The organism is Mycobacterium sp. NGS11 (genome assembly GCF_059813315.1).
Map to the genome: position 1 here is coordinate 197,402 of NZ_JCALEJ010000005.1, position 15,856 is coordinate 213,257.

Sequence of the window (15,856 nt, forward strand, 5' to 3'; positions counted from 1 at the left end):
GCGTTGATGCGGTGCGCTTTTCAGGCCTCCTTGCGTTCGGGTGGCACGCCGGCGGGTCCAGACGTCGGGTCACCGGAGGCCAGCCGCTCCAGCGGGGCCAGCGCTTGCATCAAGGTGTTGAGGTCGGCCGTCGGGAGCTGGCTGAGCATCGCGGCCAGCGAAGCGCGCCGATTGGCCAGCGATTCGCCGTGGACCGCCCGGCCCCTCGGGGTGATGTCCACGAGCACCGCACGCAGGTCGGAGGGGTCGCGGGAGCGCTTGACCAGGCCCACCTTCTCCAGCCGCCGGATCGCCACGGTCGTGGTGGGAGTCCGCACCCGCTCGTGTGCGGCGAGATCGGTCATCCGAATGGGCCCTTGATCGAGGAGCGTGACCAGGATCGACAACTGGGCGAGGGTCAACTCTCCGGCCGCAGCGCCGCTGGGGTCTCCGCGGCGCAGAATGGCAAACAATTTGGACAAAGCGCGGTGCAAACCTTCGGCGAGTTCGGCTACCTCGGCCGGGGTCGATTCGCTGTCTGCCATAAATCGGGAGTCTATCCCGATATCAGGGGCTTACAAGGGAGCTATCGCGCACTCGATAGCGCAGATCAAAGCACTTGGGACAGAAAACGCTGCAGCCGTTCGGTCTCTGCGGCGTCGAATATCTGCTCAGGAGGGCCCGATTCCACGACCTTGCCGTGATCCATAAACACAACGGCGTCGGATGCCGACCGCGCGAAACCCATTTCGTGAGTCACCACAACCATTGTCATGCCGCCGGCGCCGAGGTCGGCAATGAGTTGCAGTATTCCCTTGACCATTTCGGGATCCAACGCCGAGGTCGCCTCATCGAAAAACATCACCTGCGGCGCCATCGCCAGCGCACGGGCGATCGCGACCCGCTGTTGTTGCCCGCCGGACAGCATGCTGGGCCGGGCACCGGCCTTGTGCTTCAGGCCAACTCGGTCCAGCTGCATCAGCGCTAGGTCGCGCGCCTCGTCGGCGGGCAGGCGCCGTAACTTTCGCGGAGCGATCGCAACGTTTTCCAGAACGCTGAGATGCGGGAAGAGATTGAAGTGCTGGAACACCATGCCGATACGCTGGCGCAGCTCGTCGGGATCATCGCGCAGCACCGATCTGCCATCCAGCAGGATGTCCCCGCTGTCCGGCTCATACAAGCGGTTCAAGGTACGCAGCAGCGTCGACTTGCCCGAGCCGGACGGCCCGATGATCGCCACGGTGCTGCCCGCGGGCGCCTCGATGTCGACGCCGCGCAGCACCTTGCTTGCGCCCAGGGTTTGGTGAAGGTCTTTGGCCGCCAGCGAGACTGACGCGCGTGCGTGAATGCCGGAGGTCACGTGATTTCCTGGCCGAATGTCGTCGCAAGCATGTCGGCGTCGTCCTCGGGCGCGTCGGCGCGCCGGCCGCGGCGAAGGCGAGTGTCGATGTAATTCACCAAATGCGTTAGCGGAATGGTCAATAGCAGGTAGAACAGACCGGCGGCAACCAACGGCGACAGGCTGCCGGTCTGCGCGTTGAGGTCTCGGCCGACCTGAAAAAGCTCTCGCTGATCGGCGATCAGGCCGAGAAAGTACACCAGCGCAGAGGCTTTCAGCAGCCCGATGGCCTGATTGACCAGGGCGGGCAGCACGCGGCGGATTCCCTGCGGTACCACCACCAGCCGCATCGCGGTGACATAGCTGAAGCCCAGCGCCCGGGACGCTTCCAGTTGCCCGGGATCGACGCTTTGGATTCCGGAGCGCAAAATCTCGCCGATGTAGGCGGCGGCCATCAACCCCAGCGCGGCGATGCCGAGCGGGTAGGGATCTTTGTCGGTCAGCCCGGCGACCAACGGGCCGATGCCCATCCCGATCAGCAGGATGATCACCACTTCGGGCAGCCCGCGGAAGATGTCGGTGTACACCCGCGCCGGCCAGCGCAGCCAGCGCCGGTGCGAGATTCCCGCCATCGCCAACACCATCCCCAGCGCCAGGCCGATCACGAGGGCGCTGTTGGTCAGAATCAAGGTATTGGGCAATCCGGTGGTGAACAGAATGGGAATGGCCTGCCGGTACATATCCCAGTCGAAGAACGACTCACCCAACTGCGCCAGTGGTGATTTCGGGGCGGGCGGGCCCGCGGCCGAGCGGTGTTGTTTGGCGATCGCGGCGAAGTCCGGCAGTTTGGGGAAGGGCGCGGCTTTGGAGCCGGGCTTCCAGCCGGGCGGCATCGTCCGCGGCACCCATTGGGTGTACAGGCGCGCCCAGGTTCCGTCGGCGATGACGGCGTCCAGCCCGGAATTGAGCGCGTCGATCAGACCCTTGTTGCCTTGTGCGACCGCATAGGCCACGAAATTGCCTGGGCTGTAGGTATTTGCGGCGACCACCGCCGGGTCACCCGGGCGGATGACGGTCGCCGCGAGGGCTCCCGGCGCCACCCATGCATCGATCTGGCGGGATTTGAGGCTGGCGTACAAAGTGGCAAAGCCCGGGTACTTCACGGGTTGCAGATGCAGGACGTCGACGACGTAGGACTCCTCGACGGTGCCTTGCACGACGCCGATGCGTTGGCCGGCCGCCAGGTCGCTGAACTTGTGGATTGCCGAACCGGGCGGAACCACCAGCGAATAGAAGCCGAAGTCGTAGCCATTGGTGAACGAGACGGTGCGCCGACGGGCGTCGGTGGCCTTCACCGCTGCCGAGCCGACGTCGAATCGCCGCGACGCCACCTGGGCGAGCAGCGCGGAAAAGTCGGTGCTGACGAAGCGGACCTGCAGGCCCAGCTTGTCGGCAATGGCGCGCAGCAATTGGTTGTCGAATCCGCTGAATTCGCCGGTGGGATTGATGCAGATGTTGGGTGGAGCGTCCGACAGCGTGCCGACCGTCAGGACGCCCGGGGTGCCCAGGCCCAGGCCGTCGACGTCGACCGCGCCGATCGGCTCGACCGATGCCGTTGTGTCGCGGTCGTCCTCGCCCGTGGTCGGGTTCTCGGCCAGGTCTTTGGGCAGGGTCCGGGCGCTGTCCACGCCGGCCGGTGCGCATTGATTCGAGTCGGCGGCCGCCGGCGCAACCGGTCCGCCCAACACGACGCCGCATACCATGAGCACTGTCGCGGCCAGGCCGAACGCCCTCCCGCGACGTTTGGTGTGCCGGCCCACGCGCGAACTCATCAGAGTCACCGTAACGACTGAACGGCGGCAGGGCCCGATCAGCGTCCGTTCACAGCGACAGCGGAGCTCCGCGGCGGGCGGTGTCCGCATCGGAGATGACCTGTGGCGGGCCCGCAACCACCCGACTGAAGTCGTCGGTCGAGGTGAAGACCCGCCGCCGGAACAGTTCGGCCAGCATCGTCTGGGCCATCAGGTACGAGCGGTCGACGCAAGCCGCCCGCGCGGCTTCGGGGTCGCGCCGTTGTATCGCCGCGGTCTCGTCTTCATAGAACGGCAGCATCTCGTGGCGCCCGCTTTGAAAGGTCGTCCAAAACAGGCGGGGGATGAGGTTCTGCGAGGCGCGGATCGTGGCATGCAGCCGCGGACCGGCGTACTCGTCGTTGACGGTGCGCCGGTATTCGGCGGCGGTGTCGGTGAAGGTGCGCGAATCCTTGGCGGTGCGAAGCGAGCGCATGAGCCCGTCGAGCTGTCCCAGAATCCGCGGCGTTGGACTGGTCGCCGCGCGGGCGGACGCAATCCCGTTCAGCAGCCCGTCGAGTTCGTGGTGCTCGAGGACGGTGTCTTCGTCGAACCGCTCGACGAACGCGCCACGGTGATAACGCGTGGGGACAATGCCGTCGTGTTCGAGTTGGACCAGCGCCTCTTGAATCGGGACCCGGCTCACTCCCAGGCCCACTGCGATCTCATTGCGATCGACGCGGTCCCCAGTGCGCAGCTTCCCGGTCAACAAAAGGTGGAGGATGTGCGAAACAACCAGGTCCTTTTCTTTGACCCCGTATTTCTTCGGCATCTTTTGTTGAGTCTCTTTCACACCCGGCTCGGCCATCTGGCGGTGGAAGTTTCTCACGAATTCGCGCGTGCGTTTAGGTGTTTGGCCGATCAATTCAATGCCGCGCGGCCGGTTTAACGACTATCGCGCCACTTGCACAGCGCTTCGGCGGCGGTCAGGTCGTATTCCGGCCCATTCACACCGACGGTCAGCAGCGTCACGCCCAGCGCGGTGAGGCCTTCGGCGTTGGCGATCAATCCGTCGACGCCCTCGCCGCGGCGAACGCCGCTGTTGTCCTCGACGCCGGCTGACCTCTCGATGGTGGACGGGTCGCGCCCTACGGCGGCGCAATGGTCTTCCAGCGCGGTCGCCGCGGCCGGATAGGTCTCGACGGTGGTGAAGCCGTGCCAGATGTCGCCGTACTCGGCGACCATTCGCAGCGTCTTTCGTGGGCCCTTGCCGCCGATCAGGATAGGGAGGTCGCGGGTGGGAGCCGGGTTCAATTTGGCCAGTCGAGCTTGGATTCGAGGTAGTGCGGTCGCCAGGTCGTCCAGGCGGCTGCCGACGGTCCCGAATTCATAGCCGTACTCGTCGTAGTCCTTTTGTTTCCAACCCGAACCGATGCCCAGGATGAGCCGGCCGTCGGAGATGTGGTCGACGGTGCGGGCCATATCGGCCAGCAGCTCCGGATTGCGGTACGAGTTGCACGTCACCAGCGCGCCGATCTGGATGCGCGATGTCTGTTCGGCCCAGGCCCCGAGCATCGTCCAGCATTCGAAATGCGCGCCGTCGGGATCGCCGTAGAGCGGAAAGAAATGGTCCCAGTTGAAGGCGACGTCGACGCCGATGTCCTCGCAGCGGCGCACGGCGTCGCGGATCTGGCCGTATTGCGGCGCGTGTTGCGGCTGCAGCTGGACACCGATGCGGATCGGAAACGCAGAGGTCATGGCACCACCGTAGGCCCCGTCAACCTGCCGGCGCCGCCTCAACCTGCCGGCGGACGACGCAATGCGTTCCGCTGTAGACGGTGGGCATGCATTTCATGCAGTGGATACACAAGCCCTCCGTCGCCGTCTCCTCGCGAAATCCGTTGACCAGATAGGGATCTCGAAGCAGCGCACGGGCCATCGCCACGAACTGGAAGCCCTCGTTCAGTGCACTTTCCACCGTGTCGAGCCGGTTGATGCCGCCCAGGAGCATCAGTGGCATCGACAGCGCGGTGCGAAACTGACGCGCGAGCGGCAGGAAGAATGCTTCTTCGAAGGGGTAGCTGCGGAACAGCCGCCGGCCGATTGCCCGAAGGCCCAGCCCGACCGGCCGGGGTTGAGAGGCGATGAATTCGTCGAGTGGAACGTCGCCGCGGAAGTAGTACATCGGGTTCAGCAGCGAGCTACCGCCGGTGAGCTGTAACGCGTCCAGGTGTCCGTCGTGCTCGAGAAGCCGCGCCGTGGGGATGCTGTCGTCCAGCCAGAAGCCGCCGCGAACCCCGTCGTCCATATTGAACTTGGCGGTGACGGCGACGGACTGACCGACGGCGAGCCGGACCCGTTCGGCGACGCGACGCGCCAGCTCCGCGCGGCGCACGGTGTCGCCACCGAAGCGGTCGTAGCGCCTGTTCAGATTCGGGCTGAAGAACGAGCTGAGCAAATAGCCGTGCCCCATGTGGATTTCGACCGCATCGAATCCGGCGTCGACCGCGTTTTGGGCGGCGGCGCCGAAGTCGTCGACGACAGCTTCGAGTTGTTCGCAGGTGGCCGCCCGAACCAGTCCCATCGCCGGTGCGCTGACGCGGGTGGACGGCGCCAGGGTCGCCGTCCGGTTGGACAGCGTGTTCGCGACCAGTCCCGCGTGACCGATCTGGGCGCACACCAGCGCGCCGGCCGCGTGTACGGCGTCGGTCAACCGGCGCAGCTGCGGCACCCTTTCGCGATCCAAAACGATGGTGTCCCGGTGCACGCGGCCGCCGGGGGAAATCGCGCAGTAGGCGACGGTCGTCATGGCGACCCCGCCGCGGGCCACCTCAGTGTGGAAGTCGATCAGCGCGTCGCTGACGCGGCCGCGCGGCATCACGCCCTCGAACGTCGCCGCTTTGACGAAGCGGTTTTTCAGGTGCAAGGGCCCCAGGCGAAGCGGTGTGAAAGCCACTTTCGATACCATTGGCACCGAAATATAGCACGACGGCGGATCCCAGGGCGGAGAATGATCGATGCATGTCGCGGTGACGGGCGGAACCGGATACCTCGGGGCGCATACGGTGCGCGCATTGCTCGAGGCCGGTCATCACGTGAAGCTGCTGGCGGCGCCCAACGAGCCGAGCACCGTCGTCGACCGGCTACGAACGCTCGGGCCAGTATCGGTCCTCGCCGGTGACGTGCGGTCCGCCTCGACGGTCGAGGAGCTGCTCGCCGGAGCCGACGCGGTATTGCATGCCGCCGGCGTGGTGGGCACCGACGAACGCCGCGCCCAGTTGATGTGGGACGTCAATGCCTATGCGACCGAGGCGATCTTGACCCGCGCGGTCGAACTCGGGCTCGACCCGGTGGTGCTCGTCAGCAGCTACAGCGCGCTGTTCCCCCCACCGGACGGCATCATTTCCCCCGACACTCCCACGGCGCCCGGGCGCAGCGCGTACGCCAAGACCAAGGGGTACGCCGACCGCGCCGCCCGGCGGTTGCAGGAGACCGGCGCGCCGGTCGTGGTGACGTATCCCTCGAGCGTCGTGGGGCCGGCCTTCGGCACCGCCGCAGGCGTCACGGAGCAGGGCTGGGCGCCGATCGTGCGCTGGGGAATCGCCCCGACAGTGCGCGGGGGCATGCAGATGGTCGACGTGCGGGACGTGGCCGAGGCGCACGCGCGAATCATGCAAAGCGGCCGGGGCCCCCGCCGCTACGTCTGCGGAGGGCGGCTGCTCACCTTCGACGAGATGATCGACGCACTCGAAGAGGGGCTGGGCCGGCGGGTGCGGCGGGTCCCCATGTCGCCCGGCGTGCTGCGTGCCATCGGTCGTCTTGCCGACTTCGTCGGCCGATACGTCGCGCTCGGCGACGGGCTCAGTTACGAAGCGGCGGTGCTGCTTACCGCCGCCACTCCCACCGACGACAGCAAGACCGTGCAGGATCTCGGCGTCACCTGGCGATCCCCCAGAGCGGCGATCGTCGAGTCACTGCTCGCCGGTGGACGCGCTGACGGCCGTCACCAACAGGGCCGCGATCCGGCGCCGTAGCGCTTCGGAGTCGTCGTCACGCGCGACCGTCGTGACGAACAGCGCCGCACCGGCCGCCATCGCGAGCGACGCCCGCGCGTCGAGATCGGCACGCCGCCGTTGCGACGGCGTGTTCGGGTGCACTCGCTCCGCGAACAACTCCACCGCCGGGCCGCTGAAGCTCTCCCACAACCTTTCCCGAAGGCCATCGTTTTCGCGCAGCGCCAGCAGCAGACCCGGCACCGCGGCCCGCACGTCGGGCCTGCTGAACAGCTCGTGACTGCCGCGCACCACCCAGTCGATCCAGCCGCGCAGATCGGTGCCGGAAAACGGTGCCAAATCGGGTGTTTCGCCCAGGATGGCGTGCAGCACAAGCTCCGCCTTGGACGACCAGCGACGGTTGAGGCTGGACCGTCCTACGCCGGCGCGTGCCGCGACCAAGCGCACGCTCAGCTCGTCCCAGCCCACTTCCACCAGAAGCTCACGCGTCACCGACAGAACGCGGTCGTCGATCGAGGCGTCGCGCGGCCGCCCGGTGGATCTGGTGCGGCGGTGGTGGTCGGTCATGATGGCTCAGCGCGCGTCGAGCACCCCGCGCAGTATGTCGATCAGCGCACGCGGCTGGTCGCTTTGGACGGAATGGCCGGAATTCTCGACGACGTGGGCAGAGCGGAATTGCTTTGCGCGACGGCTGAGCTCGGCCGCGTCCTCGTCGCTGACGAAACCCGATGAACCGCCGCGCACCAGGGTCACAGGAGCGGACAAGGCGTCGACGTCGTCCCACAGGCCGGCGAAGTCGGGAAAGGTGCGGATGGCGTCGTAGCGCCACGTCCACTTGCCGTTTTCCAGCTTGCGCGAGTTGTGGAACACCCCGCGGCGCAGTGCCTTCACCTCGCGGTGCGGCGCCGCGGCGACCGTCAAGTCGAGCATCGCCTGGAAGCTGGGGAACTCGCGTTCCCCGTGCATCAGTGCCACCGTGCCCTGCTGCTCCTTGGTCATCTCGGAATGTCGTTGCAGCGCAGACGGAGTGACGTCGATCAGCACCAGCTCTTTGACCAGTTCGGGCGCCACCGCCCCCAGCCGGATCGCGGTCAACCCGCCCAGCGACATGCCGACGACGAGGTCCGCCGACGCGGCGTGTTCGCGCAGAATCGGCAGCAAGGTGTCGGCATTGTGCTGCGGCGAATAGTCGCCGTCCTCGCGCCAGGCGGAGTGGCCGTGGCCGGGCAGGTCGACCGCCAGCGCGGGTCCACCAATGCCGACGATGATGGTGTCCCAGGTGTGCGCATTCTGCCCGCCGCCATGCACGAATACGATCCGCGGGGGAGTGCTGCCCCAGCGCAGGGCGCTGATTCTGCTTTCGCCCGTTCCGGACTCGACGCGCTCCGCTTCGGGCAGGGGCCCGGAGACTCCGGCCTGCTCGGCGTTTTCGGACAGCAGCGAGAATTCGGACAGCCCGGCCAGTTCGTCTTCAGAAATCTCGGTCACGATCTTCGACCCTAGACCTGGCTACAAAGGGTAACGGCGGCGAATGCCGTGGAAGCGTTCCCACATCGCGGCGGCGCGTTCTGATGCGCTCACCATGGCGGTGCCCTCGGGCAGGGCACTAAGCAGTTCGTCGTGCTTGACGACCCGGGTCTCCAGCACCGCGGGCTCGCCCTCGAGCATGTGCCGGTAGGTCAGATTGCCGCGCTCGAAGCCCTGGGTGTCCAGCCAGTTGTGCACACCGGGATCACGGTGAGCCATAACCAGCCGGATGCGGCCGTCGTGGTCGACCTTGGTGCGGCTCGGCGTGTAGCTCACCGGGCGGTACAGGTAGTCCATGCTGTTGAAGAAGACGCCCATGTTGGTGAACATCCACAGCCCGTCATGGGCGTCGAACTCGACGATCAGCGCCTCGTCGGCCGCCAGCTCCCAATACATGTTGGCGGCGGCCCGGCCCCGCTTGTTGTCGGCGTCGCTGGCGCCGACGCGCGGAAACGCGTTCGGGTGCTCGGCGTCCACCCCGCCGCGGGTGAAGGGGAATTCGGGCCAATCGGACATCAGGCCGGCGACGAAATCACCGGCCCAGCGCATCGCGTCGACCATGTCGGCAGGGGCGGGCAACGGCTTGGGGGAGGCCATGTCGATGCGTTCGATGCGCATCTGCGCCGGTTGTTCGTCCCAGCGATCAAACCCTTGGCGGATGAACAGCTTTCGTGACTCCGGCGTGGTGGGCAGCCAGTTCGGTCCGCGTTCGGGCCCGCCGATGTACAGCTCGAACCGTCCGCCGTCATCGATATCGAGCTGCTGGCCGAGCAGGTTCGCCTGCGGTGTATCGCCGAACGGTTCGTGCAGGACGCCCGGACCGGGCGTGCGTCGTCCCTGCACGGTGACGTTGAAGAAGCGTGCGGTGCCGCGGGTGCCGGTGAGCCGATAGGTCGAGTGCCCGTCGATCCAGGCTTGCTGATAGGTGAAGTCGGCGCAGTCGCCGCCGAGCTTGCGGGTCGGGCCGCAGAAAGTGTGCAGCACCGGGTAGCCGGCGTCGCGGGTCTCGAGCGCGAGATCGAAGGCCTGCCCGAGGTTTTGGGTGAGGAATCGGTAGGCGTCAACGCGCTGCACACCGGTGGGCGGGTTGGCGTCTTTGAAGACTTGTTCGCCCGCGCGTTGCAGCCTGGCACAGAATTCGGTCCACGCCGAGTGCAGTGCCTCGTCGTCGGGACCGTCGCCGAAAGCCATTGTCAGGCACCCAATCTGTTCAGTATCGCGCCGACGACGTCGCAGGCGCGTCGGGCGGATTGCAGGCGGCCCTCCGCGTCGATGCGGGGCCCGATCAGTTCCAGGTCGAATCCATGCGCGTAGCCACCGGCCAGGGCTTGGGCGATGAACCTTTCGAGCGGGATCACTCCGTCGCCGGGCACCGCCCGACCCGGAAGCGCACGGTCACCCAGCACGTAATCGCTGAGCTGGATGAGCTCGGTTCGCGGCAGTGCCCGTTGCACCATTGCTTCGAAATCGCCCTCCGCCCAGCAGTGGAACAACTCGATGCAGATGCCCAGCCCGCTCATCTCGGCCAGCGCGACGGTGTCGCGCAGGGTGTGGGCGAGATGGATGTCGGCGTACAGGCTCGAGGCGTTCTCGATCGCCAGCGCCACGCCGGCCTGCTTCGCGTGCTCGACGCACGGACCGATCATGGTGCTGAAGCGGTCGGCGGCCTGCGGCCAGGTGAGAGCGCCCCGCCCGCCGGTCAGCAGGTAGACCACGCGCGCACCCACCCCGGCCGCGGCGTCGATCACGGGCAACAGGGCGTCCCGTGCCGCGTGCGCCCCGATGTCCAGCCGGCCGTGACCGAAGATGTGGCATACCGCCTCAACGGTGTATTTGTTGTGCCGCAATAGCTTTGGGAATGTCGGGTCGAGCAGTTCGCTGTCCAAGACGCTCAATCGCGACATACCGAGTTGCGCCCAATGCTGTTCCATCTCCGCCAGCGAAGCTCCGAAGAAGGTGACGTCGTGGACCGACAGACGTTTGTGGGGTGTCGTCACGTCAGTCACGGGTTTCGATTTCGACGCCGAATCGTTCGCGAAACGGCCGGAATTCGGCATGCAGCGCGTCGAGGTCTTCGCCGATATCGACGAGCAACGGGGTGGAGTAGCGGAACTTGCCGTACCGGTCGCCGCGATTGTTGGCCAGGTAGTCACGCATGGCGGATTCGGCTTCGGGCGTGACTTCGCGGCCGGCGAATGCGTAATAGCGCCGCACCGTGCCCACCTGATCGGCGACGAAGTCGGTGTAGCGGATATGCAGAATGCGCGGATCGTCCACCATGGGATTGCTCATCGTATTGGCGACACCGGCGCGGGTCAGCTCCAGATGCTGCTTCGCCAGGGCGTGGAGGTCGACCGGACCGACCATACCCTCGGCGATGTCGGCCATCATCATCGTGCGCGAGGCGGCGACCTGCACCGGATCGCGGTGCAGCCACACCAGCGTGGCGTCGGGGTAGGCGTCGAACATCTCTTTGAGCCGAAAGCCGTGAAAACCCTTCAGCACCCAATACTTTCGCGGCCGCTGGTATTGCAGCTGCTGCAGCATGGCCTTGTGCAGCCGATACTGCGCGGCCGGGTCGGTCGCCAAACCGCCGACCAGCGACTGCATCGGCACCCGCCACCACGCGGTCGGGGTCATCACCCGGAAATCGAACGCCCAGGTGCGTTCGTCTTCGGGAAGGCCGTCGCCCAGCATGTCGTTGTACGGGTGGCTGCGCAGCCACTTCGGCATCTTGGCGTTGATCTCGCGCCAGTCGGCGTCGGCGCGCCTCCGGCGGTCGTCGTCGGGTGCGGCCAGCCCCGGTGGCGGGGAGGGATACATCACCTCCCAGAACCGCAGCGCCCGGGCGCGCGGGTCGACCGACATCAGGGCGTGCATAAGCGTTGTCCCCGAACGTGGTTCGCCGGTGACGAACATCGGCGACTCGATCACTTCGGCGCCGATCGGGTAGCGGTTGCGGTCCTCGATGAATTCGAGGCGCGACGTCAGCAGCCAACGACACACCTGCGCGGCTTCGAAGCGACCATCGGCATCCATGCCCAGATCGTTCAGGTGGTCGACGGCGACGGCGAAGCGTTCGGGCAAGGTGGGATCGCCGTAGTCGCGCAGCCCGGTCTCCGCCTCGGCGGCGGCGAGCATCTCCGCGGCGTCCAAATGTGTTGTCACGGCAGGTCTCCGCAGAGTTGTATCAGTTCGTCCTCGGCCGCGCGCACGTTAGCTGCCGAAACCTGTGCGTATTCCAAGCCGGCCATGGCGCCGTAGTCGAGGATCTTGGGCACGCGCAGGCCCGCGTCGACGTACGTCTTGACGATCTTGGCGACCTGTTTGGGTGTGCCATGGGGGACGAGGGCCAGAATCATCTCGGGGTGCACGTTGTCCAAAAACTCCGCGATTCGCTCTCGGGTGAGGACGGCTGGGTCGATGTCCTGGAAGCCCCGCCAGTTCTCACCCATCGGATGCTCGAAGCCGAAGTCGCGCAGCGTCTTTGCTGAAACCTGCAGAAGAAACGCCTTGACGAGGGGCGCCCGCAGAATCTCGGCGAGGGCGGCGTCGTCCGCACCGATCAGGCATACCTGGATGAAGCAGGGGGTGATCGCCATCGGATCGCGGCCGGCGCGTTCGGCGGATGACCGCACGGCGGAAAGCATCTGGGCGTAGTGCTCGGGAGTCCAGGCGCCCGCCGGCCACCACCCGTCGGCGTACCGGCCCGCGATGTCGAGCATCCGCGGACCGCTGGCGCCGATCCAGATCGGCGGCAACCTACCCTCGTAGAGTTCGGTGTCCAAGCGGGCATGGTGCAGCGAATAGAACTGGCCGGCGAAGTCGACAGGGCCGTCGCTGCGCCACAGCAATTGGATCACCGCCAGCGCCTCCTCGAAACGGCTGACCGCCCGCGAGAAGTCGAAGCCGTAGGGCACCGTGTTTTCGCTCTCGCCGCTGCCCAGTCCCAGGATGAAACGCCCCTTGGCGAGGTGATCGATGGTCAGCGCCGTCTGCGCGAGCATGGCCGGGTGGCGGCGCACGGTGTCGACCACGGCGCTGACCAGAGGAACCCGCTCGGTCAGCACGGCCGCCGCGGCCGCCACCGCCAGCCCGTCCAGGTGCCGGTGCGGCGAGGGGGACGCGGTCGCGAGGTCGGTGAACTCAGGCGTCCAGATCGAGTCCGGCCAGAAGCTGACCATGTGATCGGGCAGCCAGAGGGAGTGGTAGCGACCGCTGTCGAGTCCGGCGAGCCCGTACAAGTCGAGGGGGAGGGTGGTGCGCAGAAACGCTGCGGGCTGAACGGTCATCGAGACATGATGCTAAGCAGCTGCACAGCATTGTGTCGATGGTTCGGCGATCGCGCCGCACCGACGCCGGCTGAACGTCGAGTTGTTGGGCTGCCTTATGGGGCATTGTCGCCGCAACAACTCGACGTTCGCGGGCGAAAAGGGTGCTTAGCCCGAGATGATGAACTCTTCGAGCTGGGCGCGGGCGATGTCGTCCGGCAGCTGCTGCGGCGGGCTCTTCATCAGGTAGGCCGACGCCGGAATCACCGGGCCGCCGATGCCGCGGTCCTTGGCGATCTTGGCGGCGCGAACCGCGTCGATGATGACGCCCGCGGAGTTCGGCGAGTCCCACACCTCGAGCTTGTACTCCAGGTTCAGCGGCACGTCACCGAAGGCGCGGCCCTCGAGCCGCACATAGGCCCACTTGCGGTCGTCGAGCCAGCCGACGTGGTCGGACGGGCCGATGTGCACGTCCTTGGTCTTGAACTCGCGCTGCAGGTTGGAGGTGACGGCCTGCGTCTTGGAGATCTTCTTGGACTCGAGGCGCTCGCGCTCGAGCATGTTGAGGAAGTCCATGTTGCCGCCGACGTTGAGCTGCATGGTGCGGTCCAGCTGCACGCCGCGGTCTTCGAACAGCTTGGCCATCACGCGGTGGGTGATGGTCGCGCCGACCTGGCTCTTGATGTCGTCACCGACGATCGGCACACCGGCGTCGGCGAACTTCTTGGCCCACACCGGGTCCGACGCGATGAACACCGGCAGCGCGTTGACGAAGGCCACGCCTGCGTCGATGGCGCACTGGGCGTAAAACTTGTCGGCCTCTTCGGAGCCCACCGGCAGGTACGACACCAGCACGTCGACCTTCGCCTCACGCAGCGCCGCGACCACGTCGACGGGCTCGACGTCGGACACCTCGATGGTGTCGGCGTAGTACTTACCGATGCCGTCCAGCGTCGGGCCGCGCTGCACCGTCACGTTGGTGGGCGGGACGTCGGCGATCTTGATCGTGTTGTTCTCCGACGCAAAGATCGCCTCGGACAGGTCGAAGCCGACCTTCTTGGCGTCCACGTCGAACGCGGCGACGAACTTCACGTCGCGGACGTGGTACTGGCCGAACTTCACGTGCATCAAACCGGGCACGGTGCTGTTGGCATCGGCGTCGTAGTAGTACTGCACGCCCTGAACCAGCGAAGACGCGCAGTTACCGACGCCGACAATGGCGACTCGTACCTCCGACTGCGCTCCTTCCGCCTTTGGCGGCTGATGCTCACTCATATGGGCGTTCTCCTAACCTCTAACCACTGACTGGATGCTGCGTTCGTGCCGGGGTTTACGTTTGCTCGGAGAGGCCGGGCATAGCCCGCTCCGCAGCGATGAGCTCGTTGAGCCACTTGACTTCGCGTTCACTTGACTCGAGCCCCAATTGATGAAGCTGGCGGGTGTAGCGGTCGAACGAGCTACTGGCCCGCGCAACGGCTTCGCGCAGGCCTTCCCGCCTTTCCTCGACCTGACGGCGGCGGCCTTCCAGAATGCGCATCCGCGCCTCTGCCGGAGTCCGGTTGAAGAAAGCCAGGTGTACCCCGAAGCCGTCGTCGGTGTAGTTGTGGGGACCGGTGTCCGACACCAGCTCCCCGAAGCGCCGGCGGCCCTCGTCGGTCAGCTGGTAGACACGCCGGGCCCGCCGAACCGGCGTCCCGGCCGGGGCGGCATTCTCGGCAATCAGCCCCTCGCTCTGCATGCGCCGCAGGGCGGGGTAGAGCGATCCGTACGAAAACGCCCGGAACGCGCCGAGTAGACCGGTCAGCCGCTTGCGCAACTCATAGCCGTGCATGGGCGACTCGATCAGCAGACCCAGGATGGCAAGCTCCAGCAATCGAATCACCTCCCTGAAGGATTTGCGTGGCTGGTTACGACGGTTCGACGCCTCGCGCAATCGTATCGTCTCGATATATTAGCCACAACACCACCAAGTGTTGGTTTGGAGTTCGTCACACAGCCTGGGCGCGGAAAGCGCCGGGGGACCGGCCTTTACGTGGGCAGACTGGTCTGCTTGACGGTGCCGTCACCCGAGAAGATGACGTGTCCGCCGCCGTAGTCGCTGGAGATGTACACGGACAGCGAGAGCGCGCCCGGAGTGGTCGGGTCGGTCGCCGGCTCGACGATCAGGTACGTGGATTTCACGTCAGACGGCCTCATGTGCAGCGTCTCGGGGGCGCCGCGCATGATGCCCACCGTCTTGGTCACGTCGAATCTGCTCAGGTCGACGGGGACGGGGCCGTCCGTGGAACTCTTCGCCGAACTAGTCGGATCGCCCCAGCCGCCGCGGTAGGTGTAGTCCAGTTTCCGGCGGTCGTCGGAGGGGTCCGGGCGGTCCAACACCGCGTAGGTCGGGTAGATCACCAGCCGATAGCCGATGGTGTCCCCCATCCGCTTGCGCATCTGCTCGAACAGCCCGGTGAGCCCGCCGACCGAGTGCAGCTGTGTCGGCGCCGTCAGCACCACGGCGTTGACGCCGTCCGGCTTGGCTCCCGGGTCGGTAGTGAAGTCCAGCGGCGAGCGGGTGTTCCCGTACAGCCCCCACCCGATCCCCATGCCCAGCAACACCGACACGACGAAGGCGGCGGCCAGGACCCCCCACCCGCCGACTCGCGGCACCTTCGGCCCCGAGCCGAGGTCGGGCTGTGGGCGCCCGGCATTGGTCTGCAGATCGTTCACCAGGGCATGCAAGTCGCCCAGCGTCACCGCCTTGGTGGCCGCGCTCACCCTCTCCCGGTGCTCCTCGGCGGAGAGTTCGCCATCGGCCAGGGCGTCGTCGAGGAGCGTGCAGGTGTCTTGGCGGTCGGTGTCCTTGGCGCGGGTACTCGTTGTCGCGCCGCGCGCCAGCGGTGTCCCGAGCCATTTCGCCACGGGGATGATCGTAGAAGTCCGGTCCCGGTT

At 66.5% G+C, this 15,856-nt stretch carries 16 protein-coding genes; 1 reads left to right on the top strand and 15 read right to left on the bottom strand.

Annotated features, from left to right (window positions below; genetic code table 11):
* Positions 1–20: 20 nt before the first annotated feature.
* The 6 genes from AC5Y4T_RS09350 to AC5Y4T_RS09375 all read right to left on the bottom strand — a co-directional run bounded on the left by AC5Y4T_RS09350 (position 21) and on the right by AC5Y4T_RS09375 (position 6,076).
* Positions 21–524, bottom strand: a complete 504-nt coding sequence (locus AC5Y4T_RS09350; protein ID WP_499952791.1) for a MarR family winged helix-turn-helix transcriptional regulator — start codon at positions 522–524, stop codon at positions 21–23.
* Between the two features lie 65 nt (positions 525–589).
* A complete protein-coding gene (locus tag AC5Y4T_RS09355) occupies positions 590–1,339 on the bottom strand; it encodes an amino acid ABC transporter ATP-binding protein (protein ID WP_499947238.1) in 750 nt (249 codons plus the stop codon).
* On the bottom strand, positions 1,336–3,150 hold the full coding sequence (locus tag AC5Y4T_RS09360; protein ID WP_499952792.1) for an ABC transporter substrate-binding protein/permease: 1,815 nt from the start codon (positions 3,148–3,150) through the stop codon (positions 1,336–1,338). Before AC5Y4T_RS09360 ends, AC5Y4T_RS09355 begins: the two co-directional genes overlap by 4 nt.
* Positions 3,151–3,199: 49 nt before the next feature.
* Positions 3,200–3,940, bottom strand: coding sequence for a GntR family transcriptional regulator (locus AC5Y4T_RS09365; RefSeq protein ID WP_499952793.1), 741 nt, complete (start codon positions 3,938–3,940; stop codon positions 3,200–3,202).
* 113 nt (positions 3,941–4,053) lie between these two features.
* On the bottom strand, positions 4,054–4,866 hold the full coding sequence (locus AC5Y4T_RS09370) for an LLM class F420-dependent oxidoreductase (RefSeq protein ID WP_499952794.1): 813 nt from the start codon (positions 4,864–4,866) through the stop codon (positions 4,054–4,056).
* A 19-nt stretch (positions 4,867–4,885) separates the two neighbouring features.
* Positions 4,886–6,076 carry an NADH:flavin oxidoreductase gene (locus AC5Y4T_RS09375; protein WP_499952795.1) on the bottom strand — a complete coding sequence of 397 codons (1,191 nt, stop codon included), beginning with the start codon at positions 6,074–6,076 and terminating at the stop codon, positions 4,886–4,888.
* A 49-nt stretch (positions 6,077–6,125) separates the two neighbouring features.
* On the opposite strand from AC5Y4T_RS09375, the gene AC5Y4T_RS09380 reads away from it, so the two are divergent.
* On the top strand, positions 6,126–7,142 hold the full coding sequence (locus AC5Y4T_RS09380; RefSeq protein WP_499952796.1) for an NAD-dependent epimerase/dehydratase family protein: 1,017 nt from the start codon (positions 6,126–6,128) through the stop codon (positions 7,140–7,142).
* Here the strand turns inward: AC5Y4T_RS09380 and AC5Y4T_RS09385 are convergent.
* From AC5Y4T_RS09385 to AC5Y4T_RS09425, 9 genes are all read right to left on the bottom strand, one after another.
* Positions 7,080–7,688, bottom strand: a complete 609-nt coding sequence (locus AC5Y4T_RS09385) for a TetR/AcrR family transcriptional regulator (protein ID WP_499917380.1) — start codon at positions 7,686–7,688, stop codon at positions 7,080–7,082. The two genes, AC5Y4T_RS09380 and AC5Y4T_RS09385, sit on opposite strands and share 63 nt — an antisense overlap.
* A gap of 6 nt (positions 7,689–7,694) precedes the next feature.
* A complete protein-coding gene (locus tag AC5Y4T_RS09390) occupies positions 7,695–8,609 on the bottom strand; it encodes an Rv0045c family esterase (protein ID WP_499952797.1) in 915 nt (304 codons plus the stop codon).
* 21 nt (positions 8,610–8,630) lie between these two features.
* A complete protein-coding gene (locus AC5Y4T_RS09395; protein WP_499952798.1) occupies positions 8,631–9,839 on the bottom strand; it encodes a DUF1214 domain-containing protein in 1,209 nt (402 codons plus the stop codon).
* Positions 9,840–9,841: 2 nt separating this feature from the next.
* Positions 9,842–10,645 carry a sugar phosphate isomerase/epimerase family protein gene (locus AC5Y4T_RS09400; protein WP_499952884.1) on the bottom strand — a complete coding sequence of 268 codons (804 nt, stop codon included), beginning with the start codon at positions 10,643–10,645 and terminating at the stop codon, positions 9,842–9,844.
* Between the two features lies 1 nt (position 10,646).
* Positions 10,647–11,816: a sulfotransferase family protein gene (locus AC5Y4T_RS09405; RefSeq protein ID WP_499952799.1), complete on the bottom strand. Its 1,170-nt coding sequence runs from the start codon at positions 11,814–11,816 to the stop codon at positions 10,647–10,649.
* Positions 11,813–12,940, bottom strand: coding sequence for an LLM class flavin-dependent oxidoreductase (locus tag AC5Y4T_RS09410; RefSeq protein WP_499952800.1), 1,128 nt, complete (start codon positions 12,938–12,940; stop codon positions 11,813–11,815). The genes AC5Y4T_RS09405 and AC5Y4T_RS09410 overlap by 4 nt, the downstream gene beginning before the upstream one ends.
* 147 nt (positions 12,941–13,087) lie before the next feature.
* Positions 13,088–14,194, bottom strand: coding sequence for an inositol-3-phosphate synthase (locus tag AC5Y4T_RS09415; protein WP_499917374.1), 1,107 nt, complete (start codon positions 14,192–14,194; stop codon positions 13,088–13,090).
* 55 nt (positions 14,195–14,249) lie between these two features.
* On the bottom strand, positions 14,250–14,792 hold the full coding sequence (locus AC5Y4T_RS09420) for a PadR family transcriptional regulator (protein ID WP_499952801.1): 543 nt from the start codon (positions 14,790–14,792) through the stop codon (positions 14,250–14,252).
* Positions 14,793–14,947: 155 nt separating this feature from the next.
* Entirely contained in the window at positions 14,948–15,826 is an 879-nt protein-coding gene (locus AC5Y4T_RS09425; RefSeq protein WP_499952802.1) for a DUF1707 SHOCT-like domain-containing protein, read from the bottom strand.
* Positions 15,827–15,856: the final 30 nt, after the last annotated feature.